The sequence below is a fragment of the Microcystis sp. M109S1 genome, assembly GCF_020247025.1.
GTDB lineage: Bacteria > Cyanobacteriota > Cyanobacteriia > Cyanobacteriales > Microcystaceae > Microcystis.
In genome coordinates this window covers 1-22,118 of the sequence record NZ_JADBRW010000337.1, presented here as the reverse complement: position 1 = coordinate 22,118, position 22,118 = coordinate 1, and the positions used below count along the sequence as shown (strand labels likewise).

Below are 22,118 nucleotides of genomic sequence, written 5' to 3'. Positions count from 1 at the left end.
GCACCACTCCGATTCCATCCCGAACTCGGTTGTGAAACTTCACCGTGGCCAAGATACTTGTCGGGTTGCCGACCGGGACAATAGCTCGATGCCAGGATTATTCTTTCCCACCCCTCAATCCGACAAGATTGGGGGGTTTGGCTTTATCTAAGCTATGGTCTGAATTAACACAAAAGGTTGCACGATTAGTGTATTAAAAAGGTTATTGGGATGGGAATTCCAATCGCTTAATTGCTCCTGTGTCGGTTTTTCTAGTAGTTTTTCCCCGATCCAATTCTGCACTTCAGCAACCCGATCACCAGCGATCGCTTCTGCTACTTCGATTAAATTGAGGGAATCCGAAACCACGATCAGCGCATCCCTTTGAGCATGGGGGATTAAGTCACTCCACTCCACTTCGGCTAATTCCTCTAATAACTGCTCATGAATATTACCCATACTGTCAATCCTGGCGAAAAAGCTCGCTCAACAACGAATTATCCCCTTCTTCTAGCATACAGGCAAAGGGACGACCGATTTCCCCATTTATAGTAATGTTAAGCTAAAATATAACGAACGTTCGATATTAAATTTATGCCTAAGATAGTAGACGTAGAACAATACCGAAAAGAACTCCTCTTAAAAAGTGCCGAACTCTTTGCCGAGAAAGGCTATGCTGACATGACGACGAGAGAATTAGCGCAAGGATTGGGAGTGTCCACGGGAACGCTATACCACTACTTTCCCAGTAAAGCGGCACTTTTCGAGCAGTTAGTCGAGGAGATGTGCCAGCAGGATGTTTTATTAGCTAAAGCCGAGATTGATCGAGGAAAAACCCTGATAGAAAAGCTAAAAATTCTCGGAAAATTTATGATTAATCGCGAGGATTCCTGCATCAAACAATTATTCTTATGGATTGATTATTCTCAATACCAAGGACGAGAAGAACTGCGTCGTAGTCAATTTTTTGAGCGCATTGATCGCCGCTATCATCAGGCAGTAATCGAGATTTTAGGTATTACCGATCCGAGTGTAGCTTGGTTAGTTGTCAGCGTTATTAATGGACTGATATTAGAGCGCCTGTGGTGCAATGAACAGATTGTGATCGATGAACAAATGGAATTATTAGGTAAAATTCTTACTACTTATTTACAGAAAAACTGTTAACCCCCAACAATCGCTTATTAACTGCAAAATTACTAACAGAAATTCTATGAACGGTAAAACTTTTGTGAAACCCAATCAGAAGTTAATTATCGGGTTAATAGTATTAGGCACAGGATTATTAGGAATAACCACCTTTTATAGCCTTTCCCAAGTCGCCCCCAAACCCGAAACCAAAACCCCTGTAGTTGCGTCGCACGCACCGCAAAAAATCACCGCTTTAGGCAGAATTGAACCAAGGACAGAAATTATCAGCATATCTGCCCCGATGTTGCTTGATTCCGATCGAGTCAAGCAATTATTAGTCGATGAAGGAGATAGCGTCAAAACGGGACAAATAATCGCCATTCTCGAAAGTCAGGAAAGATTAGAGGATAACCTGCGACAGGCACAAGAACAGGTAAGAGTAGCCGCAGCCAAGGTAGAACAGGTGAAAGCTGGGGCAAAAGTCGGCGAAATCGATGCTAATACCGCTAACGTGCGGAAAATCGAGGCACAATGGTTAGGCGATCAAGCAAACCAACGGACAACTATCCAAAGATTAACAGCGCAATTAGAAGGGGATAGGGCTGCCCAAAAAGCGACAATTGGCAAATTAGAAGCAGAATATCGCAATGCCAAAGCTGAATTTGATCGCTACGAAAAACTCTATCAAGAAGGGGCAATTTCCGCCTCTAGTTTTGATAGTAAAAGACTGAATTTAGAAACCAGTAATCAACAACTCACAGAAGCAAAAGTTACCCTAGAGAGGATTGAACGCACCGGCAAACAAGAGATACAAGAAGCCAAGACTACCCTAGCCCGGATTGAATCCACTGGTCAACAGCAGATCAAAGAGGCCAAATCCACTTTAAATCAAGTCTCAGAAGTGCGGGGAGTCGATGTGCGGGCAGCCCAAGCGGAGGTAAATGCTGCCCTAGTTGCCGTTAAAAAAGCCCAAACCGAGTTAAATCAGGCCTATATTCGATCGCCAATTACCGGCAAAGTGATTAAAGTCAATACCCGGATCGGGGAACAAATCAGCGATCAAGGAATTGTTGACCTCGCTGAAACCGAGCGCATGGAAGTAATTGCCGAAATCTATCAAAGCGATATCGGGAAAATTCGCGAGGGACAAACTGCCACGATTACCGGATCGGCGTTTAAGGGCGAAGTTAGCGGAAAAGTGCGCTTAATTGCTTTAAAAGTTGACCAACAAAATATATTCAGCAATCAACCAGGAGAAAACTTCGATCGCAAAGTTATCTCTGTCCGCATTGCCTTAGATCGCGAAAACAGTGAAAAAGTGGCAGGTTTAACCAATTCCCAAGTAACTGTAACTATCAATGAGTAGGTTTTCCATGAAACTAACCCATCTATTCAAAAAAACGCCCCTATCTTGGTTACAGGTGACGCGAGAGAAAACCCGTTTGATCGTGGCTATTGCCGGGATTGCTTTTGCAGACTTCCTAATTTTCACGCAGTTGGGGTTTCGGGATGCCTTATTTGATGCTTCCGTTAAACCCCATTATGTCCTCGATGCGGATTTAGTCCTGATTAATCCCCAATTTGATACCCTCTTTGCTGTGAAAAGTTTCTCTCGCGATCGCTTGTACCAAGCTAAAAGAGTCGAGGGCATTCAATCTATAGCCCCAGTTTATATTGCTTCTGCCCAGTGGCGCAATCCCGAAACTGCCCTAGAAAGAACTACTTTAGTCTTTGGTTTTGATCCCAGTCAACGGGTTTTTACTCTCCCGGAAGTTAATCAAAAATCCAGTGATCTGAAGATGTTAAATCGCGTCTTGTACGATCAAGCAGGAAGACCAGAATTCGGTCTAATTGCCGATTTACTCCAGAAAAACCCCGATTTGACAGTTCAGTTAAATAAAAAAGAGGTCCAGGTAGCGGGAATTTTTACCCTTGGTGCCTCCTTTGCTGCCGATGGTAACGTCATTAGCAGTGATTCTACCTTTTTAAGGCTCTTTCCCGAACGCCAACCCCACGAAATCGATATAGGACTGGTGAAACTGCAACCGGGGGCAAATATAGAGGCAGTAAAAGCCAATTTACAGGCACTTCTACCTAAAAATGAAGTAATAGTCCTTACTTTAAAAGAATTTGCTGAAAGGGAAAAAACCTATTGGGCAAATGGTACAGCCATTGGTTTTATCTTTGGTTTAGGTACAGTAGTCGGTTTTATCGTCGGTATCGTCATTGTCTATCAGATTCTCTATTCCGATGTCACCGATCACTTACCCGAATACGCTACCCTAAAAGCTATGGGTTACGGTGATTGGTATTTAGTCGGGGTTTTGATGCAAGAGGCTTTATTACTAGCGGTTTTGGGGTATATACCGGGGTTTATCGTTTCTCTTGGTGTTTATCATCTCGCTTCCTCCGCTACACTTTTACCGATAGTGATGACTACCCCTAGGGCGATCGAAGTTTTAATCCTAACAATTATTATGTGTATTGCCTCTGGAATTGTCGCTATGGGCAAATTAAGGACAGCAGATCCAGCCGATATTTTCTAAGCTATCAAGGGTGAAATAATGCTGATTTTTCAAAAAGAGCGAGAATTAGGGAATTTTAGCCCTAATGAACCCGTAATTGCCATTAAAGGCTTAAATCACTATTTTGGCACGGGGGAATTAAAAAAACAGGTTTTATACGATATCGATCTGGAAATTAAAGCGGGGGAAGTAGTAATTATGACCGGTCCTTCGGGATCGGGGAAAACTACTTTATTGAGTTTAATGGGAGGTTTGCGATCGGCACAAGAGGGCAGTTTAAAAATTCTCGGCCAAGAAATGTTAGGAATTGCTAAGGGCAAAATGCTGAAAATTCGCCGTCAAATTGGCTATATTTTTCAAGCACATAATTTACTAAAATTCCTGACAGCGAAACAAAACGTGAGGATGTCTTTGGAACTGCACGAGGAGTTTTTAGAACAAGATCTCGATCAAAAAGCGGCGGCAATTCTAGAGTCAGTGGGTTTAGGCAACCGCGTTGATTATTATCCCCATGATCTATCAGGGGGACAAAAACAACGGGTTGCGATCGCTCGCGCCCTCGTCAGTCATCCCAAATTAGTCCTCGCTGATGAACCGACCGCGGCCTTAGATAAACAATCCGGGCGCGATGTGGTGGAAATCATGCAGAAATTGGCAAAAGAACAAGGTTGCACGATTTTACTCGTCACCCACGATAACCGGATTCTCGACATCGCCGATCGTATTGTCAACATGGAGGATGGTCGTTTAAGCGATTAACTGCCCAAAAATTACTTGCCAAAAATCGGCATTTGATGTTAGAATAAAATAATGTCATCTTGGAGAGGTGGCAGAGTGGTCGAATGCGGCAGATTGCTAATCTGTTGTACGAATCGTAAGACCGTACCGAGGGTTCGAATCCCTCCCTCTCCGTGTTTTTTCGGTATGTTCGATGACTGCTGGCCATGATTATTTCTGCTCCGTATATGGTCCGGTTGCCTCTTGGCGTTTCGGCAGTTCCCTGGGCATTGATCCGATTGGTTTAGTTTCCACCTGTTCCTTTAACTGTGCCTACTGTCAGTTAGGAGAAATTGAGCAAAAAACCGAGCAACGAAAAACTTTTATCACCAGCGAACAAATTAGCAGGGATTTAAGGGATTTTGCTCCTTGGGATGTGGATATAGTCACTCTCAGTGGTAGCGGGGAACCCACCCTCGCCCTCAATTTAGGGGAAATACTGGCCACCGTCAAGGAAATGACCAGGCGGCCGATGGCGGTCTTAACCAATAGTACCCTCTTGGGAGATGCCCGAGTGCGTCAAGACTTGAGCAAAGCTGATATCGTCGCCGCTAAAATCGATGCTGTTTCCGAGGCCCAATGGCGACGGGTTAACCGTCCAGTCCCCGGCCTGGATTGGCAGATTCTTTGGTCGGGATTAAGACAATTTCGCCAAGAATGGTCGGGAAAACTAGCAATTCAAACCATGGTGCTGGCCTCTTGGTCGCCCCAAGATCAAGACCAGTATATCGATTTGATGCAACAGCTACAACCCGATGAAATTCAACTTAACACCCCGACCCGTCCCCGGGCAAGACAAAGACAATTAGAAACCCGCGGTAATAATCCCCTCACCGCTGCCGACGGAATGCAAATTCTCAAACCCGTAAACGCTGAAATATTGGCAATTTGGGCGCAAAAAATTGCCACGTCCACGGGAATTACCGTACGCTGTGTGCCACTTACCGCCACAGGTCTCTAAGGCTTTGGTTTTTCTTCTTTCGGCTTCACATTAAAATAAGCCTCCATTACCTGACGTACCATAGGTGCGGCCACTTTACCACCACCACCGCCGGAATGTTCCGCAAAGGCGACCACGACAATTTCGGGCTTGTCGAAGGGCGCGAAAGCTCCAAACCAAGCGTGGGACTTCCCCGGAGGTGCTTCTGCCGTGCCGCTTTTGCCCGCTACGGGCGGTAAAGCGGGGTCCGATAGGGCCCGACCCGTTCCTTCCGCTACCACGGCTCTCAGGGACTTTCTCAGGGTGTCTAGGGTGCTAGGTTTCATGTTCAAAGACTTTCGCCATTCCTTAACATCGCGGGCATCCTGTAAAAGGTGCGGTTTCACCAAAAAACCACCGTTAGCGGGGACAGCAAACATCACAGCTACTTGTAGGGGAGTTGCGAGGGTAAATCCTTGACCGATCGACATATTAATCGTATCCCCTACGGACCAATCCCAGTTTTTAAAATTACGCAGTTTCCAATCGCGATCGGCAATTAACCCCGGAGTTTCTTCCGCTAATTCTATACCGGTTTTCTGACCGAAACCGTAGCGCCGAGCCATGGCAATTAAAGCCGGACCCCCCACCCCGCGACCAATTTGACCGTGAAAAGTGTTACTACTCATAGCCATGGCCCTGACAAAACCGATCGGCCCAAAACCGGCGTGATTCCATTCTCCAAAAGCTGTCCCCCCCACATAAAGGGCGGCAAAGGTATTTAAGACCGTATTGGGGGGAAATTTACCCGATTCCATGCCGGCAGTGGCAGTGACGACTTTAAAGGTGGAAGCGGGGGGGAATCCTTGCAGAGCGCGGTTAACAAAAGGGTTGCCCTCCGCTTGTAGTTTTTTCCAAGTGGTGGTGGTAATTGGGGCCGAGAACACATTGGGATCGAAACTAGGATAACTGACCATGGCCCGCACGGAACCATCCCGGGGATCGATCGCCACGATCGCACCTTTGCGTTTTCCTAAAGCGGCCTCGGCGGCTTTTTGGAGTTTTAAATCTAGTGTCAGGGTGACATCTTGCCCCGGTTTAGCAATTTTTTGGCCGAGAATTTGGATTACTTGTCCCGATCCGTTGACCTCTAACTGCATTCCCCCCCATTCTCCCCGCAATTTTGACTCGTAGGCGGCTTCTACACCCATTTTACCGACGACATCTCCCAATCGGTAGCCCTGGGGTCTTTTGGCTTTATATTCCTCTGGGGTTAGTTCCCCGGTATAACCGAGAATATGCGCCCCGATTTTGCCATTGGGATAGTAGCGCACTGATTCCACGTCCACTTCGATGCCGGTTAATTCGTCTTTGTATTCCTCTAGGGCGATAATTTGGCCTGGAGTTAAACCCCTAGCGATGCGGATCAGGGTGGAGGGGTTTTCGTCCGCTTCGTTAATGCGTTTTTCTAGGTCGCTTTTGGGAATGCCTAAAATACTGGCTAAACGGTCAAGATTGAGTTTTTGAGCGGGATTACGCTGGGATTTCGGCCAAATATAGGCCGCATGGGTTAAGCGGGCCGTGGCCAAAACTTTGCCATTGCGATCGAATAAGTTGCCCCGGACTGGGGGTTTGGGAAGAATGCGAATCCGGTTATTTTCTGCCCTTTCTCGGTTAATTTGTCCTTGCTGCAGTTGTAAATATGCCAATCGTGAGCCGACTCCTCCTAGCAGGACAATGCTAATTAATCCCATAATTAGCCATGACTGACGCTGACGACCGACTAGACGCTCTTTATCTGTGATTTTATTCTGTAATTTATTTGGCGATGGCCGCTTCGGCGAGTTGAGCGGTTTTTTCGGTTTTAGTTTGACTTTGGTTTTTGATAGGAGTCCGCTATTACGCATTTGCTTAAAGTTAAAAGTTTAAAAGTTATTAGGGCAGTTATCAGTTATCAGTTATCAGTTATCAGTTATCAGTTATCAGTTATCAGTTATCAGTTATCAGTTATCAGTTATCAGTTATGAGATTTGAGTTTTTAAGTAAGGAGTATTAAGTGAGCGGTTTCAAATAGCACTTTCCTAATGTCTTTTCACTGGTTACTGATCACTGTTTACTGATCACTGTTCACTGTTTACTGTTCACTGAAAAAGACGCAATACTAGGTGATTTAGCTCCTCTGTTGACTAAAGTTCAGGGTATCCGCAATATATCTTAACAAAATCGGAGTAAATACAAAGGAGTGGAAGGAACCACACCAGACACAGAGGACACAAAGATTGATCGCTTCTATAGTAAGTTAAAGAGAGCCAAGAAACTGGCACACATATATAGTTAAGAGTTTGTCAAGTGTTTCTTAACTATATGTAACATTATCCCTGCTCAAAATGTAATCACGCTGCGGATAGAATCCCCTTGTCGCATCAGGTCAAAAGCCTCGTTAATTCTTGCCAGAGGCAGAACATGGGTGATTAAATCATCGATGTTAATCTTGCCCTCCATGTACCAATCGACTATTTTTGGTACATCCGTACGACCTCTTGCTCCACCAAAAGCCGTACCTTTCCAGACGCGTCCGGTGACTAATTGAAAAGGACGGGTACTAATTTCTTGGCCTGCCGCGGCTACACCGATAATAGTGGCAACACCCCAACCTTTATGGCAACATTCCAAAGCTTGACGCATAATCTGGACATTGCCGATACACTCAAAACTATAATCGGCCCCACCTTTAGTTAAATCCACCAGATAGGCCACTAAATCCCCCTCAATTTCTTGGGGATTAACAAAATGAGTCATCCCGAATTTTGCCGCTAAAGCTTGTTTCTGGGGATTAATATCGACCCCGACAATCATATCGGCTCCCACCAAACGGGCCCCTTGAATAACGTTTAAACCGATACCTCCCAGACCAAAAACCACCACTTTTGCCCCCGGTTCCACTTTAGCGGTATTAATCACCGCACCGATACCTGTAGTGACTCCGCAGCCGATATAACAGACTTTTTCAAAGGGAGCATCGGGGCGAATCTTGGCTAGGGAAATCTCCGGCAGCACGGTATAGTTAGCAAAAGTCGAGGTTCCCATGTAGTGATAAAGAGGCTGACCATCGAGGGAAAAACGACTGGTTCCATCCGGCATTACTCCCCGACCTTGGGTAAGACGAATTGCTTGACAGAGATTGGTTTTAAAGCTGAGACAGTATTCGCACTGACGACATTCGGGAATGTATAGGGGAATAACATGATCCCCCACTTTTAGGCTAGTGACACCTTCTCCCACTTCTACCACGATTCCGGCCCCTTCATGGCCTAAAATTGAGGGAAATAAGCCTTCAGGATCGGCCCCAGAGAGAGTATAGGCATCGGTGTGACAAACTCCCGTGGCTTTGATTTCTACTAACACTTCCCCCGCTTGCGGTGCGGCTAATTTTACCGTTTCAATAGTTAGGGGTTTTCCCGCTTCTAGGGCAACTGCCGCTCGAACATCCATAGGCTAAAAGGAATAGGTTTTTCCCAGTATAATACCGTTAAACTGCTGAAGAGTTGTAATAGAACAATTCTCAACTTATCTCTATGTTAGTCCTCACCATCCGCGAAGAAGGAATGAACGATGGTGGCTTTACTGCTAGTCTCAATTTTGATAGCGGTAACAGCTACCCAATTACGGTTACTGACCCCTTTACTAACCAAGAAGAAAAACAACTAGAATGGTACTTTGAGGAATGGTTAGTATTTCCCACCCTAGACACGGATAAAGCGCAAAAAGCTGCCAACAGTGTCCAAAACTATGGCGAAAACCTATTTAAACAGGTTTTCCAGAGTAATTTAAATGCTTATGGGGAATATCGAGACTTGCGAAAGCAGTTAAGTCAACTGCAAATTATTATCGAAAGTCAGTCGCCAGAATTTCAAGCTTTACATTGGGAAGCGCTGAAAGATCCTGATTTACCGCGTCCCTTTTCTATAGATTGTATCATCTCCCGCCAGCGTCGAGGGGCTACAGTTGTCCCGGTGCAAATGGCCACTTATCCTACTATCAATCTCCTGGTGGTGATTGCGCGTCCTAATGAGGAATCTGATGTTAACTATCGCACGATTTCCCGTCCTTTGGTAGAACTGGTAAATAGTAGTGAAATACCGGTAAAAATTGATATTTTGCGTCCCGGAACTTATGAATCACTAACCAGACATCTGGATGAGAAGGGAGAAGGATACTATCATGTTATTCATTTCGATGTTCATGGCGGATTAATGGAATATGAACAGTACGAAAGACAGGTTCACGGGGATTCTTGGCGCTATCAAAGGGGATGGGGACTGGAGGATTTAGCAGAATATGAGGGAGTAAAAGCTTTTCTGTTTCTGGAAGGAGAAGAAAAAGGTCAAGCGACTCCGGTAGAAGCGACGGAATTAGCGAATTTACTCACGGGGAAAAATATCCCTATTTGTATTCTCAATGCTTGTCAGTCAGCAAAGCAAATTTCCCAGGAATCAGAAGACTATCGGGAAACCAGTTTAGGGAGTCGTTTGATGACTGCGGGAATGCAAGCTGTGGTAGCGATGGGATATTCGGTGACGGTTTCTGCAGCTAAGTTGATGATGAAACCAATTTATCAGCAATTATTGAACGGAAAAGACCTAACGGAAGCGATGCGAAAGGGACGGTTAGAGTTATTCAATAATAAGCAACGCCGCGCCTATTATAATACGATAATAGATTTAGAAGATTGGTTATTACCGGTGATTTATTGTCGCGGTAAAATTAATCTCAATTTGCGTCCATTTACTCCAGAAGAGGAGGAAAAATACTGGGAACATATCGGCAATCAATATGTCTTTCCTTTACCAGAATACGGCTTTGTCGGCAGGGATTTAGAAATTCTCAAGATGGAAAAGGCGCTACTGAAACATAATATACTTTTACTCAAAGGAATGGGAGGGACAGGAAAAACTACTTTACTCAATTATCTACGAGAATGGTGGCAGAAAACCAACTGGGCGACCCATATTTTCTATTTTGGTTATGATAAAAAAGCTTGGACGTTAGAACAGATTGTCCATGAAATCGGTCAGGGAATTTATAATCGCTTTGAACAGGGGAGTTTCCAAGCGATGAACCTGAAAGCGCGGGTGAGGAAACTAGAACAAAAACTCCGCAGTGAGGCGTATATTCTCATTTTAGATAATCTGGAGTCGGTGACGGGACAACCGTTAGCAATTCAGAATACTTTACCGGAGAATGAGAGGGAAGCAGTCGCCGAATTTCTCAAGAATTTGGTCGGGGGAAAAACGAAGGTGATTTTGGGTTCTCGCAGTGAGGAAACTTGGCTGCAACGCAGGACTTTTAAGGAGAATATCTATCACTTACAAGGATTAGACCAAGAGTCGAGAACTGAATTAGCGGAGAGAATTTTAGAACGTCAGGCGAAGAGTCGGAAAAATGCGATTAAAAAGGATGATTATTTTAAACGCTTGATGAAGTTGTTGGCGGGATATCCGTTGGCGATGGAAGTGGTATTAGCGAATCTGAAGCGACAGTCACCGGAGGAGATTTGGCAAGGGTTACAGTTGGCGGAATTAGTTAATGTGGGGGATCAGGATAAGACTAATAATATCATCAAATGTGTGGAATATTCCCACAGTAATTTGTCGGAGGAGGCGCAGAAGTTGTTACTATGTTTAGCGCCTTTTAGTGGGTTTATTCCCAGGGATGTTATTCCTGAATATAGCCAACAACTACAGCAATTAGAACCTTTACAAGGCTATCAATTTGACCAATTCGATGCAGCGATAGAAGAAGCGATTCATTGGGGTTTGCTTTCGCCGATGAGTGAAGAAATGCCGAGTTTTTTGACTATCCAGCCTATTTTTCCCTACTTCCTAAAGACGAAGTTAAAGGAATTAGCACCAGAGACGCAAGCAGCAATTTGGGAGGGATTTAAGAATCATTACCGAGGATTGGCAAGTTATTATGATCACTTACTACATTCCAAAAATCCGCAAGAGAAGCAGTGGGGGATATTGTTCTGTCGCTGGGAGTATGAAAATCTGTTTAATGCGTTGCAAATCGCCCTCAATCAGCAAGAGAGCGTATTGACTATTATTAATTGCTTGCATAGTTATCTGAAGTTAACCCAAGATACTCAGACTAATTTAAAGCTCCTAGAGTTCGTTCTCGAAACTTTTGAAAACTATCCCCCTGAAGCCAAACAAGGGCAGGTGGCAATAGAAATCATTGCTATAATTGTCGAGGTAGGAAGCAAATATTTACAAAGTAAAAATTATCAGCAAGCGAAAGAGATTTACCAAAAGAGCCTCGAATTACTCAAGCCAATTAGTGAAAGTTACAGTCAATTTAAGCAATCTTTGCAAGCCAGCACTCTGCACAATTTGGGAGCGGTAGCGCAAGAATTGAGGGAATGGGAGCAAGCCCGAAGCTACTACCGGCAAGCTCTTGAGATCTACATTGAATATGGCGCCCGCTACGAGCAAGCCAAAACCCTGCACCAGTTGGGAAGGGTAGCGCAAGAATTGAGGGAATGGGAGCAAGCCCGAAGCTACTACCGGCAAGCTCTTGAGATCAAGATTGAATATGGCGCCCGCTATGAGCAAGCCGGAACCCTGCACCAGTTGGGAAGAGTAGCGCAAGAATTGAGGGAATGGGAGCAAGCCCGAAGCTACTACCAGCAAGCTCTTGAGATCTGCATTGAATATGGGGATCGCTTTTCTCAAGCCAGCACTCTGCACCAGTTGGGAATGGTAGCCCAAAAATTGAGGGAATGGGAGCAAGCTCGAAGCTACTACCGGCAAGCTCTTGAGATCTACATTGAATATGGCGATCGCTACGAGCAAGCCGGAACCCTGCACCAGTTGGGAATGGTAAGCTAAACGGCGCTTAACCTGCATGATCCAATAGCTATAACCCTTTTGGAGTCTATATCGGTGATCCGAAGTAAAAGCCGTTTAGCTTAGCGCAAGAATTGAGGGAATGGGAGCAAGCCCGAAGCTACTACCAGCAAGCTCTTGAGATCTTCATTGAATATGGGGATCGCTTCTCTCAAGCCAGCACTCTGCACCAGTTGGGAAACTTAGCGCAAGAAGTTGGGGAATTGAGCCAAGCCCGAAGCTACTACCAGCAAGCTCTTGAGATCAAGATTGAATATGGCGATCGCTACGAGCAAGCCGGAACCCTGCACCAGTTGGGAAACTTAGCGCAAGAATTGAGGGAATGGGAGCAAGCCCGAAGCTACTACCGGCAAGCTCTTGAGATCAAGATTGAATATGGCGCTGCCGGAGGCACGCAAAGCGCCCGCTACGAGCAAGCCAAAACCCTGAACAATTTAGGAATCGTAGCGCAAGAAGTTGGGGAATTGAGCCAAGCCAAAAGTTATTACCTGCAAGCCTTACAAATTCGGGCAGAATTTAACGATAATTACACCATACAAACCTTTTCTTTGCCCCTTCTTGTTGCTCTTTATCAGCAAACGCAAGATGAGGAGATTTTCGTTGCTGTGGCTGATATTTTGGGGGTTGGGGTTGAGGAGGTGCGGGGTTTGCTGGAGGGTTAGAATGGGTTTTGGGCGTAAGGATTGTTTGAGCGCAATCATTGTTTGGGCGCAAGCATTGCGCCCCTACGGGGGAAATATTGGTTTGTCTTGGGATCTCGAAGTGTTCGGCGATGAAGCTGTTGAGTAATTCCTTTGAGGCTTGAGGTTAGTATAATTATGACAACCGCCAAGGCTGTTAGGATATTTACAATCTCCGAAACCCTCTCAGGTTGTACTTTTGATTTCTGACTTGCGCGTAGCACTATAACAGGAGGACAAATCGAATGGCGGCTCTCTTGGATTTGGTGGGTAAAATGTATTCTAAGATACATTCCTCCTAGCGAGGGGGTGGAACGAACCACAAAGACACAAAGGACACAAAGATCGATCGATCATATAGTAAGTTAAACTTATCACACAGAACCTAGAAGAGCCGAATGGCAGCAAACCTAATTATTAAATATGACCCCACTGGAGACATTCTCTATATTAACAAATGCGCTCCCTATACCGAACAAGAATCCGAAGAATTAGGAGATGATATTATCGTGAGAGTCAACCCAAAAACCGAAGAAATAGAAAACCTAGAAATCCTTTTTTTCTCCCAAAGACTACAAGAAAACAACGAACTCCAACTTCCCCTCATCGCCAATCTCCGCTTGGCAGTTTAGTGTAATCAGATTGAGTAAATCATTAAAACAACTTAGCTTATGTCTGCAAATATTCGTCAACAACTCCATCAACATATCGATCAATTACCAGATCACATATTGGTTTGTTACGCTACAAACTACCACTAGATATAGATATAACCCAAGCCAAAGACACGAAGCAAATCTCGGCATCCTTCTTCAAAATTATCATTAAAATTAATAATTTGGAAGCTAGGTAAGACCCAAGAAAGTTTTGTATATTCACAAGGTTGATAGAGAATTGGCAAAATTTTATCTTCAAAACGCTGATCTTGTAAAGTAAAAATTAGTTCTCGCTTTACCCACATAGAATCGACCGCATCAGGAGAGAGAACGATAATAAACCAATCACATCGCCTCAAAGCTTTCCCAATTTCATCATGCCATTGCTGTGCGCCTAAAATATTAGTTTCACTATACCAAACGGGAACTCCATGACGGCGTAATTCATTGGCCAAATGAGAGACAAACTCTCGATTTTTGCTAGAATGGGAAAGAAAAGCTTCTTGGGGAATCATCTCATACCTATAGTTAAAATTAGACAAAGCATAGCTTGGGATGAGACAAGCCAAATCTAAAAGTGGTGTATCTCATGAGTCAGTCCGTCGGAGCTTGTCGTATTTTTAAGTGCCTGTGTAATTTCTTTCAATTCTTGATTGTCTTGTTCAAGATTAGGGACGAAAATCATTGGAAATTTTTTGAGAATCCAAGGAATATGTTCTAGGTTTGAATTATCTGAGGAAGAGACAATAACAGGAATGATACGACCTTGATACTTTTCTTCTCCAATTGCATAACTAATATCAGAAACAACATTAAAAGGCTTCAGTGATTCTGGTGTTAATAAGACTATCATTGCTTCAGATTCTTGTAAGGCTTTACCTATGTTATTAGCCCAGTTTTCCCCGGGTAACATTTCAGCAGCATCCCAAACTTGAAAGCCATCTTCTTTGAGAGAATCAGCAACTCTCTTAGCTAACTTAGCCTCAGTAAAGGCATGACTAATAAAAACTTTCATATTGTTTCTAGCTTCCTCGATATTTAAATTAATTCAACTGATTTATTCATAATCTGCTGACAATTTACTAAGAGTATAGCGTTTTTAGTCGCTAGAGAAACTCATTTACTCCTCGACTTCATCAGGAATAGATTCAGCTAACTTAAGCATAGCGCCTAAATCGACTGTTTCTTCAGCTAAATTTCCCGTGCTGGCTTCCGCGAGCCCCCGTTTGAGCGACTCGCGGACACTAGGATTCTGAAAAGCCCATAGTTCTCCCTCTGGAATCGCCACCATGGGAACCAAAAGAAGTTCCCCGCTTGTATTCATCAGTATCCGATAGTGACGGTTGCTACATTGAGTCCCAAGGCTAATCCGTCCGCAAGCATCAGCCTGAATATCTTCTTTAATGAGCGAAAAATTCTGATACTCCATCACGTCTCCTCCTCTGTTCATATACTTATTCTAGATAAGTTACCCAATTTGGGCAATAGGGTTATGTCCATTTAGCTTCTCACTACCTAAAGAAAACAGGTTAAACTTGTTCGGGCTAGAGCCTTGACAACCAACCTAGTTTGTAGTCGAAGCTCTCTTCGCTAAATTCTCTCCCCTTTCCTTGTAGGATAGGGTTCAGGGGAGAGGTCAATAATTAAGAACCCAATGCGATCACACTATCTGGTAAAGATCAAGTATAATAATAAATATAAAGACCAAATTATTCATCTACCGTTAACTTAATGAAAGCCAAATGAACTTATTAAAACAATCGGACATTCAAGAAAATCCCACAACACTTTACGAACAAGATCTTCAGTTGTGGATTGAGCAAACTATTCATCAATTACAGAATCGACAGTTTGAACAACTGGATATAGAAAACTTAATTGAGGAGTTAAAAGATTTGGGTAAGTCAGAGAAACGCGCCTTAGAGAGCAACTTAATGGTCTTGTTGATTCACTTACTCAAATTAAAGATACAGCATGATGCTCCTGAGACAATGAAAGCAAGTTGGTATAATTCAGTAGATGAGCATCGCCAGCGCGTTCAAGATGATTTACTTAAGACTCCCTCTCTTAAATCTTATCTCTTAATCTCCATCACACAAGCCTATTCCAGCGCTCGTAAAGTCGCCATCAAACAGGGTAAACGCGCTCAATTTGGTATTCGTATTCCCCAAGAAAGTGAGTATCCCCTCGCTTGTCCTTTCACACCTGAACAGATTCTAAATGAGGACTTTTACGGGTAAAAACGAAAGTAAACATTATCGATAATAAAACCATGAAACCAGAATATGACCTTGCCAACATGAAAAATCGCCCGAATGACCTAACCCCCCTTCCCTGGGAAATAAGGGGGGAATAAAGTTTTTAACACCTAACTACTTATATCTCAATAAATCTCTTGGATAAATCATAGCAAAGTGAACCTTTCATGTACTCTAAATTAAGGAGAAGACGATGGCTAATCTGGATGATGTAGGAAGAGCGAAAGCAGCTGATAAAAACCTGAACGATGCTAACCGAAGCGATGTGCAGGTAAACAAAACAAGACCATATCCTTAACTGTTCTCTCTGATTTAGAGCAGTTAACCCTATCAGTAACCGATATTTTGCTTGGTTAAATTAAAAATAGAAAATTACCATTAAAGTAAGTGTTAATTAAGTAGGTAAATATGGTTCAAGTTTTACAAGCAAAAGAAGTCACTCTCAGAGATTTAATTAATCATTTTCAACTAGAGTTTATAGAAGATGAGCATTTTTTTGGGGAATGGCAGGAAGACCTAGAAGCAATCTCTGACCAAGAAAAAGAATTGTTAGATAAAATCAAAACAGGTTATTTTAACTTATTGAATTATCCTCCCTTTTTGGAAACTTCGGTGAGGATGACGGTTTTAGACCCATTATTATTTATTGGTAACTTTTATCTATTTCCCTTTCACATTAAAGCAGAAGATTCCGTTGAAATTATTACAGAAGAGCAAGATTTAATAATTAAAGGAAGGTTAGATACTTTAATTCTAAAAGAGCAATTATGGGTAATGATTATTGAATCAAAACGGGTGATTTATTCCGTTGAAGTAGGTTTACCGCAATTATTAGCTTATTTAATGGCCAATCCTCATCCAAACCGTCCTAATTATGGAATGTTGACCAATGGTTCCGAGTTTTTATTTGTTAAATTATTATGGAACGACAAACCTTTATACGGAACCTCTCGTTTATTTGCCATGAGAAATCCAGGGGATTTATATGAAGTTCTCAAAATCCTGAAACATCTCTGTCAACTAATTTGAGTATGAAAATAATCAGTACCTAATTTTACGACTGTTGATAACTCCAGCAGAATCGTTACTCTCCTATTTCCCTCTGTTGTATAATTTGCTCTGAAAGGAACAAATCAGTAGGCATAAATCAAAATTATCAGGATTTTTTCGGCTTTTCTTCACTATTTCAGCCTGATTTGTCCTGACAAGCTCAAAAATACGATAGTTTTTGTCTAGAATTGCCTAGCCTGAGAGGGGAATGATAAAGTTAGATAAGAAAATTAAAGATGGTGTGATTAAAATGAAATTTCCTGCTAGTACTTATTTTTCCCTGCTGCGCCATTGTGCCGTTCCTTTGCTGTCGATCGCCACTTTTACGCCAATTCTCTTAACTTATTTAGCCAAGGAAAAACCAGAAACCCCGCAACCGCAGGCAAATCTAGAAACTGCTGCCTCCCCTGCTCCTATTATCCCATCTCCGATCGCCCCCTTAACCGCACCATCGCCGAAACTATCCCCCTCTCCCCAATCTTCTGCGATTCCAAAATCAGCACCCTCTCCCCAATCTTCCCCCTTGGCACCGAAAAAATTAGCGCCATCGGTTCAAACTTCCCCTAATACTTCCCCTAATACTTCCCCCGCTGCTGCTGCCAAACCAGTGACTAGACAACCTTTAGTGGTTCCCGCTAATTATACGCCGCCGGCCCTAGAAATTCGCGTGGCGATCAAAAGGGATGTGGCCAGTGTTTTGATTGGAGTTAACGGACCGGCGGTGATCACAGATCGCCAAGGTCGCGGTTTAAAAACGATTGCCACTAACGAGGGTTTACCGGTCATTCCAGGTGCCAAGGGCTTAAAAATGGGCGATTTATCGCTGCCAGAGGTGATTTTTGTGCAGCCCACCAGTGCCGATGGTTTAGTTTATGTGGATGATAGTTGGTATCGGGGCAAAGTGCTGCTGGTGGCCCAAGGCGATCGCTTATTAGTGGTCAATCATGTTAATTTAGAGGCCTATCTCTATAGTGTGGTGGGTAGTGAAATGCACTCCACCGCGCCAATGCACGCTTTAAAGGCACAAGCGATCGCCGCCCGTTCCTACGCCCTAGTACACATGATCCGCCCCGCTAATGCTTGGTTTCATCTGGGTAATAGCCAACGCTGGCAGGTATATAAAGGCATTCGCTCGGAGTATCAATCGACTCACCAAGCGGTTAATGCCACTGCTGGGCAGATTCTCAGTTATAAAGGGGGTGTAGTCGAGTCTCTTTATGCTGCCACCGATGAAATTGTCGCTTGGGCCCACGGTGGTCGCGGTATGAGTCAAACTGGGGCTTATAAATTAGCGGAAAAAGGCCTAGATTATCAACAAATTCTCGGTAATTATTATCCCGGAGTTGGTTTAGCCCGTCTAGTTCTACAAAATTAGATTGATAGGCTTTCTCGACTGAAAACTCAAATCTGATCACTGATAACTGATCACTGATCACTGAAATGCCGACCATAGCAGATTTCTAGTAACTGTATTAGAATAAACTTTCAAAATGCTATAGCAGTAAATCTCTCTATGAATAGCCCCTTTCTCGACTACCTCAACGGACCCAAACATCCCGTCCTCGTCTTTGATGGGGCGATGGGAACTTCCCTACAAAGCCAAAATCTCACGGCCGAGGACTTTGGTGGGGCAGAATACGAAGGGTGTAACGAGTATCTTGTCCATACTAAACCTAGTGCCGTAGCCAAAGTCCACGAAGCTTTTTTAGCGGTGGGTGCGGATGTGATTGAAACCGACACCTTCGGGGGAACCTCGATAGTTTTAGCCGAGTACGATTTAGCCGATCAAGCCTATTATCTCAACAAAACCGCCGCCGAACTGGCCAAGGCTTGCGCTAATAAATACTCTACCCCCGAAAAACCCCGTTTTGTGGCGGGTTCCATGGGGCCGGGGACAAAACTGCCCACTTTGGGTCATATTGACTTTGATACTCTCAAAAATGCCTATGTGGAACAGGTAGAAGGCCTGTACGATGGCGGGGCAGATTTATTATTAGTAGAAACCTGTCAGGATGTCCTGCAAATTAAAGCGGCTTTAAATGCTATTGAAGAAGTATTTCAGAAAAAAGGTCAACGATTGCCCCTAATGGTTTCAGTGACGATGGAAACCATGGGAACGATGTTGGTAGGAACGGAAATTAACGCCGTTGTCTCTATTTTACAACCCTATAAAATCGATATTTTGGGACTTAACTGCGCCACTGGTCCCGATTTGATGAAACCCCATATTAAATATCTCTCGGAAAATTCCCCTTTTATTGTTTCTTGTATTCCTAACGCTGGTTTACCGGAAAATGTCGGCGGTCAAGCGCACTATCGCCTCACTCCCGTAGAATTAAAAATGGCTTTAATGCACTTTATCGAAGATTTGGGAGTACAAATTATCGGCGGTTGTTGTGGTACTCGTCCCGACCATATTCAAGCTTTAGCGGAACTAAGTCAGGGTTTAACTCCAAAATCTCGTCATTATCATTATGAACCCTCCGCCGCTTCTATTTATAGTACCCAACCCTATATTCAAGATAATTCTTTCCTGATTGTCGGGGAAAAATTAAACGCCAGTGGTTCTAAAAAATGTCGGGAACTTCTCAATGATGAAGACTGGGATAGTTTAGTATCTATGGCGAAAGCGCAGGTAAAAGAAGGGGCGCATATTCTCGATCTCAACGTCGATTATGTGGGCCGGGATGGGGTGCGCGATATGCACCAATTAGCCTCTCGTTTAGTTAATAATGTCACCCTACCTTTAATGTTAGATTCCACCGAATGGGAAAAAATGGAAGCGGGGTTAAAAGTAGCGGGGGGTAAATGTATCCTGAACTCTACTAACTACGAAGACGGGGAACCGCGTTTTTATCAAGTCTTGGATTTAGCGAAAAAATACGGTGCGGGGGTAGTAATTGGAACCATTGATGAAGAAGGAATGGGACGCACTGCCGAGAAAAAATTCCAGATAGCTAAACGGGCCTATTATGCGGCGATAGAATACGGAATTCCTCCCTACGAAATCTTTTTTGATCCTCTAGCTTTACCGATTTCTACCGGTATCGAAGAAGACCGAGAAAATGGCAAGGCTACTATCGAAGCAATGCGTCGAATTCGCCAAGAATTGCCAGAATGTCACATGATTTTAGGTGTGTCTAATATCTCCTTTGGCTTGAATCCGGCAGCGCGTCAGGTATTAAATTCCGTCTTCCTCAACGAAGCGATGCAGGTGGGGATGGATGGGGCAATTGTCAGTGCTAATAAAATTCTTCCTCTGGCAAAAATTGAACCAGAATATCAGCAAGTTTGTCTGGATTTAATCTATGATAATCGTCGTTTTGATGGCGATATATGTGTTTATGATCCCCTGACCAAATTAACCGAATTATTTGCGGGGAAAACTACTAAAAAAGACCCCTCTAGTAATGCTAATTTACCCGTGGAGGAACGCTTAAAACAGCATATTATTGATGGGGAAAGATTGGGACTGGAAGGTGCTTTGAATCAAGCTTTACAGGACTATCCACCCCTAGATATTATTAATATTTTCCTCCTGGATGGGATGAAGGTAGTGGGTGAGTTATTTGGTTCAGGACAAATGCAGTTACCTTTTGTTCTCCAATCTGCCCAAACTATGAAAGCAGCCGTTGCTTTTTTAGAACCATTTATGGAGAAAAAAGAGGGTGATAATAATGCCAAAGGGACTTTTATTATCGCAACAGTTAAAGGGGATGTTCACGATATCGGTAAAAATTTAGTTGATATTATCTTGACCAATAACGGCTATAAGGTGATTAATTTGGGCATTAAACAACCCGTAGAAAATATCATCGAAGCCTACAAAGAACATAAAGCCGATTGTATCGCTATGAGCGGTTTATTGGTGAAATCGACGGCTTTTATGAAGGAAAATCTGGAGGTTTTTAACGAAAAAGGAATCACCATTCCCGTTATCCTTGGCGGGGCAGCTTTAACTCCTAAATTTGTCCATGATGACTGTCAAAAAACCTACAATGGAAAGGTTATCTATGGTAAAGATGCCTTCTCTGACCTGCATTTTATGGATAAATTAATGCCGGCTAAAGCTGGGGGTCAATGGGATGATAGTAAAGGCTTTTTAGGGGAGTTTGTCGAGGGAGAAAAAACCCCGGTTGTCGCAGAAGAATTAGAGGTTAATCCCGATACTATTTTTACCGATGGCACCGTCAACCAAGAATTAGTTATTGATACCCGTCGTTCGGAAGCGGTGGAAGTTAATATTCCCCGACCAACACCGCCCTTCTGGGGTACTAAAATATTAACAGCAGCAGAAATTCCCATCGAGGAGGTTTTCTGGTATTTGGACCTACAAGCTTTATTTGTCGGTCAATGGCAATTCCGCAAACCAAAAAGCCAACCGAAGCAGGAATACGACCAGTTTTTACAGGAAAAAGTTCATCCAATTCTGGCAGCATGGAAAGAGAAAATTGTCAAGGAAAATTTACTAAACCCCACATTAATTTATGGTTATTTTCCCTGTCAATCCTCTGGTAATTCCCTCTTAATTTACGATCCCGAATCGATACAAGCGGGCGAAAAACCCGAAAATCTGCAACCGATCGCCATTTTTGAGTTTCCTCGCCAGAAATCCGGTCGTCGTCTCTGTATTGCTGACTTTTTCGCCCCGCAGGAATCCGGTATTATCGACGTTTTCCCGATGCAAGCGGTGACAGTGGGGGAAATCGCCACGGAATACGCTAAATCTCTCTTTGATGCCAACCAATATACCGAATACCTCTATTATCACGGCATGGCTGTCCAAGCCGCCGAAGCCATGGCCGAATGGACTCACACCCGCATCCGTCGCGAGTTAGGTTTCGCACAGTTCGATCCTGATAATATCCGCGATATACTACAACAGCGTTACCAGGGTTCTCGCTATAGTTTCGGCTATCCCGCTTGTCCCAATATTCAGGATCAATACAAGCAACTAGATCTGTTAGGATGCGATCGCATTGGGATGTCTATGGACGAAAGCGAACAATTGTACCCAGAACAATCCACCACCGCCATTATCACCTATCACCCCACCGCTAAATACTTTAGTACCTAATCAGTGATCAGTTATCAGTGATCAGTTATCAGTTATCAGTAAACAGTAAACAGTAAACAGTAAACAGTAAACAGTGACCAATAATTAGGGTTTGCTGAATAAATCTAAAAACCTTATCCAACAAGGTTTTTAGACTTTTTTTCCCTCAAAAAGTGCCG

At 43.6% G+C, this 22,118-nt stretch carries 18 protein-coding genes, 1 tRNA gene and 1 pseudogene; 14 read left to right on the top strand and 6 right to left on the bottom strand.

What is annotated here, in order from left to right; translation table 11 throughout:
• Positions 1 to 147 precede the first annotated feature (147 nt).
• Positions 148 to 438, bottom strand: coding sequence for a DUF2288 domain-containing protein (locus IM322_RS17095; protein ID WP_287672445.1), 291 nt, complete (start codon positions 436 to 438; stop codon positions 148 to 150).
• A gap of 135 nt (positions 439 to 573) precedes the next feature.
• Between IM322_RS17095 and IM322_RS17090 the strand changes: the two genes are divergently transcribed.
• The 6 genes from IM322_RS17090 (at position 574) to IM322_RS17065 (ending at position 5,373) form a co-directional block, all read left to right on the top strand.
• Positions 574 to 1,146: a TetR/AcrR family transcriptional regulator gene (locus tag IM322_RS17090; RefSeq protein WP_287672447.1), complete on the top strand. Its 573-nt coding sequence runs from the start codon at positions 574 to 576 to the stop codon at positions 1,144 to 1,146.
• A 46-nt stretch (positions 1,147 to 1,192) separates the two neighbouring features.
• Positions 1,193 to 2,476 (top strand): HlyD family efflux transporter periplasmic adaptor subunit, encoded by a 1,284-nt coding sequence (locus tag IM322_RS17085; RefSeq protein ID WP_287672449.1) that lies wholly within the window; start codon positions 1,193 to 1,195, stop codon positions 2,474 to 2,476.
• 7 nt (positions 2,477 to 2,483) lie between these two features.
• The gene (devC, locus tag IM322_RS17080; protein WP_287672450.1) at positions 2,484 to 3,656 is read left to right on the top strand and encodes an ABC transporter permease DevC; all 1,173 of its coding nucleotides are present in this window, start codon (positions 2,484 to 2,486) and stop codon (positions 3,654 to 3,656) included.
• Between the two features lie 18 nt (positions 3,657 to 3,674).
• Complete coding sequence (locus IM322_RS17075; RefSeq protein WP_287672451.1) at positions 3,675 to 4,394, top strand: DevA family ABC transporter ATP-binding protein; 720 nt, start codon at positions 3,675 to 3,677, stop codon at positions 4,392 to 4,394.
• A 61-nt stretch (positions 4,395 to 4,455) separates the two neighbouring features.
• Positions 4,456 to 4,547 (top strand) — tRNA-Ser (locus IM322_RS17070).
• 19 nt (positions 4,548 to 4,566) lie between these two features.
• A complete protein-coding gene (locus tag IM322_RS17065) occupies positions 4,567 to 5,373 on the top strand; it encodes a radical SAM protein (RefSeq protein ID WP_287672454.1) in 807 nt (268 codons plus the stop codon).
• Here IM322_RS17065 and mrdA read toward each other — a convergent pair.
• Together mrdA and IM322_RS17055 are read right to left on the bottom strand one after the other, a co-directional pair.
• Positions 5,370 to 7,238 carry a penicillin-binding protein 2 gene (mrdA, locus tag IM322_RS17060; RefSeq protein WP_287672455.1) on the bottom strand — a complete coding sequence of 623 codons (1,869 nt, stop codon included), beginning with the start codon at positions 7,236 to 7,238 and terminating at the stop codon, positions 5,370 to 5,372. The two genes, IM322_RS17065 and mrdA, sit on opposite strands and share 4 nt — an antisense overlap.
• 475 nt (positions 7,239 to 7,713) lie before the next feature.
• On the bottom strand, positions 7,714 to 8,823 hold the full coding sequence (locus tag IM322_RS17055; RefSeq protein WP_287672456.1) for an S-(hydroxymethyl)glutathione dehydrogenase/class III alcohol dehydrogenase: 1,110 nt from the start codon (positions 8,821 to 8,823) through the stop codon (positions 7,714 to 7,716).
• An 83-nt stretch (positions 8,824 to 8,906) separates the two neighbouring features.
• Here IM322_RS17055 and IM322_RS17050 point away from each other — a divergent pair, with 83 nt between their 5' ends.
• From IM322_RS17050 to IM322_RS17035, 4 genes and pseudogenes are all read left to right on the top strand, one after another.
• On the top strand, positions 8,907 to 12,221 hold the full coding sequence (locus IM322_RS17050) for a tetratricopeptide repeat protein (RefSeq protein ID WP_287699121.1): 3,315 nt from the start codon (positions 8,907 to 8,909) through the stop codon (positions 12,219 to 12,221).
• An 80-nt stretch (positions 12,222 to 12,301) separates the two neighbouring features.
• Positions 12,302 to 12,901, top strand: a pseudogene (locus tag IM322_RS17045) (tetratricopeptide repeat protein); the annotation flags it as partial.
• Between the two features lies 1 nt (position 12,902).
• Positions 12,903 to 13,028 (top strand): hypothetical protein, encoded by a 126-nt coding sequence (locus IM322_RS17040; protein ID WP_287699123.1) that lies wholly within the window; start codon positions 12,903 to 12,905, stop codon positions 13,026 to 13,028.
• Between the two features lie 289 nt (positions 13,029 to 13,317).
• Complete coding sequence (locus tag IM322_RS17035; RefSeq protein WP_002736855.1) at positions 13,318 to 13,551, top strand: DUF2283 domain-containing protein; 234 nt, start codon at positions 13,318 to 13,320, stop codon at positions 13,549 to 13,551.
• 125 nt (positions 13,552 to 13,676) lie between these two features.
• Here IM322_RS17035 and IM322_RS17030 read toward each other — a convergent pair whose 3' ends face one another.
• From IM322_RS17030 to IM322_RS17020, 3 genes are all read right to left on the bottom strand, one after another.
• Entirely contained in the window at positions 13,677 to 14,090 is a 414-nt protein-coding gene (locus tag IM322_RS17030) for a toll/interleukin-1 receptor domain-containing protein (protein WP_002745372.1), read from the bottom strand.
• 56 nt (positions 14,091 to 14,146) lie between these two features.
• Positions 14,147 to 14,590 carry a toll/interleukin-1 receptor domain-containing protein gene (locus IM322_RS17025; RefSeq protein ID WP_002735722.1) on the bottom strand — a complete coding sequence of 148 codons (444 nt, stop codon included), beginning with the start codon at positions 14,588 to 14,590 and terminating at the stop codon, positions 14,147 to 14,149.
• Between the two features lie 105 nt (positions 14,591 to 14,695).
• Positions 14,696 to 15,004: a hypothetical protein gene (locus tag IM322_RS17020; RefSeq protein WP_287675437.1), complete on the bottom strand. Its 309-nt coding sequence runs from the start codon at positions 15,002 to 15,004 to the stop codon at positions 14,696 to 14,698.
• Between the two features lie 313 nt (positions 15,005 to 15,317).
• Between IM322_RS17020 and IM322_RS17015 the strand changes: the two genes are divergently transcribed.
• From IM322_RS17015 to metH, 4 genes are all read left to right on the top strand, one after another.
• Positions 15,318 to 15,815 (top strand): DUF29 domain-containing protein, encoded by a 498-nt coding sequence (locus tag IM322_RS17015; RefSeq protein ID WP_002798842.1) that lies wholly within the window; start codon positions 15,318 to 15,320, stop codon positions 15,813 to 15,815.
• Positions 15,816 to 16,241: 426 nt separating this feature from the next.
• Positions 16,242 to 16,862, top strand: a complete 621-nt coding sequence (locus IM322_RS17010; protein WP_287675438.1) for a type I restriction endonuclease — start codon at positions 16,242 to 16,244, stop codon at positions 16,860 to 16,862.
• Between the two features lie 229 nt (positions 16,863 to 17,091).
• Complete coding sequence (locus tag IM322_RS17005; protein ID WP_287675439.1) at positions 17,092 to 18,258, top strand: SpoIID/LytB domain-containing protein; 1,167 nt, start codon at positions 17,092 to 17,094, stop codon at positions 18,256 to 18,258.
• A gap of 138 nt (positions 18,259 to 18,396) precedes the next feature.
• Positions 18,397 to 21,960, top strand: coding sequence for a methionine synthase (gene metH, locus IM322_RS17000; protein WP_287675440.1), 3,564 nt, complete (start codon positions 18,397 to 18,399; stop codon positions 21,958 to 21,960).
• The last annotated feature ends 158 nt before the right edge of the window (positions 21,961 to 22,118 follow it).

Bases quoted from the DNA above. Each gene is read 5' to 3' on its own strand.
- IM322_RS17095 (WP_287672445.1), bottom strand. From the start codon at position 438: ATGGGTAATATTCATGAGCAGTTATTAGAGGAATTAGCCGAAGTGGAG.
- IM322_RS17090 (WP_287672447.1), top strand. From the start codon at position 574: ATGCCTAAGATAGTAGACGTAGAACAATACCGAAAAGAACTCCTCTTA.
- IM322_RS17085 (WP_287672449.1), top strand. From the start codon at position 1,193: ATGAACGGTAAAACTTTTGTGAAACCCAATCAGAAGTTAATTATCGGG.
- devC (WP_287672450.1), top strand. From the start codon at position 2,484: ATGAAACTAACCCATCTATTCAAAAAAACGCCCCTATCTTGGTTACAG.
- IM322_RS17075 (WP_287672451.1), top strand. From the start codon at position 3,675: ATGCTGATTTTTCAAAAAGAGCGAGAATTAGGGAATTTTAGCCCTAAT.
- IM322_RS17065 (WP_287672454.1), top strand. From the start codon at position 4,567: ATGACTGCTGGCCATGATTATTTCTGCTCCGTATATGGTCCGGTTGCC.
- mrdA (WP_287672455.1), bottom strand. From the start codon at position 7,238: ATGCGTAATAGCGGACTCCTATCAAAAACCAAAGTCAAACTAAAACCG.
- IM322_RS17055 (WP_287672456.1), bottom strand. From the start codon at position 8,823: ATGGATGTTCGAGCGGCAGTTGCCCTAGAAGCGGGAAAACCCCTAACT.
- IM322_RS17050 (WP_287699121.1), top strand. From the start codon at position 8,907: ATGTTAGTCCTCACCATCCGCGAAGAAGGAATGAACGATGGTGGCTTT.
- IM322_RS17040 (WP_287699123.1), top strand. From the start codon at position 12,903: ATGGGTTTTGGGCGTAAGGATTGTTTGAGCGCAATCATTGTTTGGGCG.
- IM322_RS17035 (WP_002736855.1), top strand. From the start codon at position 13,318: ATGGCAGCAAACCTAATTATTAAATATGACCCCACTGGAGACATTCTC.
- IM322_RS17030 (WP_002745372.1), bottom strand. From the start codon at position 14,090: ATGATTCCCCAAGAAGCTTTTCTTTCCCATTCTAGCAAAAATCGAGAG.
- IM322_RS17025 (WP_002735722.1), bottom strand. From the start codon at position 14,590: ATGAAAGTTTTTATTAGTCATGCCTTTACTGAGGCTAAGTTAGCTAAG.
- IM322_RS17020 (WP_287675437.1), bottom strand. From the start codon at position 15,004: ATGGAGTATCAGAATTTTTCGCTCATTAAAGAAGATATTCAGGCTGAT.
- IM322_RS17015 (WP_002798842.1), top strand. From the start codon at position 15,318: ATGAACTTATTAAAACAATCGGACATTCAAGAAAATCCCACAACACTT.
- IM322_RS17010 (WP_287675438.1), top strand. From the start codon at position 16,242: ATGGTTCAAGTTTTACAAGCAAAAGAAGTCACTCTCAGAGATTTAATT.
- IM322_RS17005 (WP_287675439.1), top strand. From the start codon at position 17,092: ATGATAAAGTTAGATAAGAAAATTAAAGATGGTGTGATTAAAATGAAA.
- metH (WP_287675440.1), top strand. From the start codon at position 18,397: ATGAATAGCCCCTTTCTCGACTACCTCAACGGACCCAAACATCCCGTC.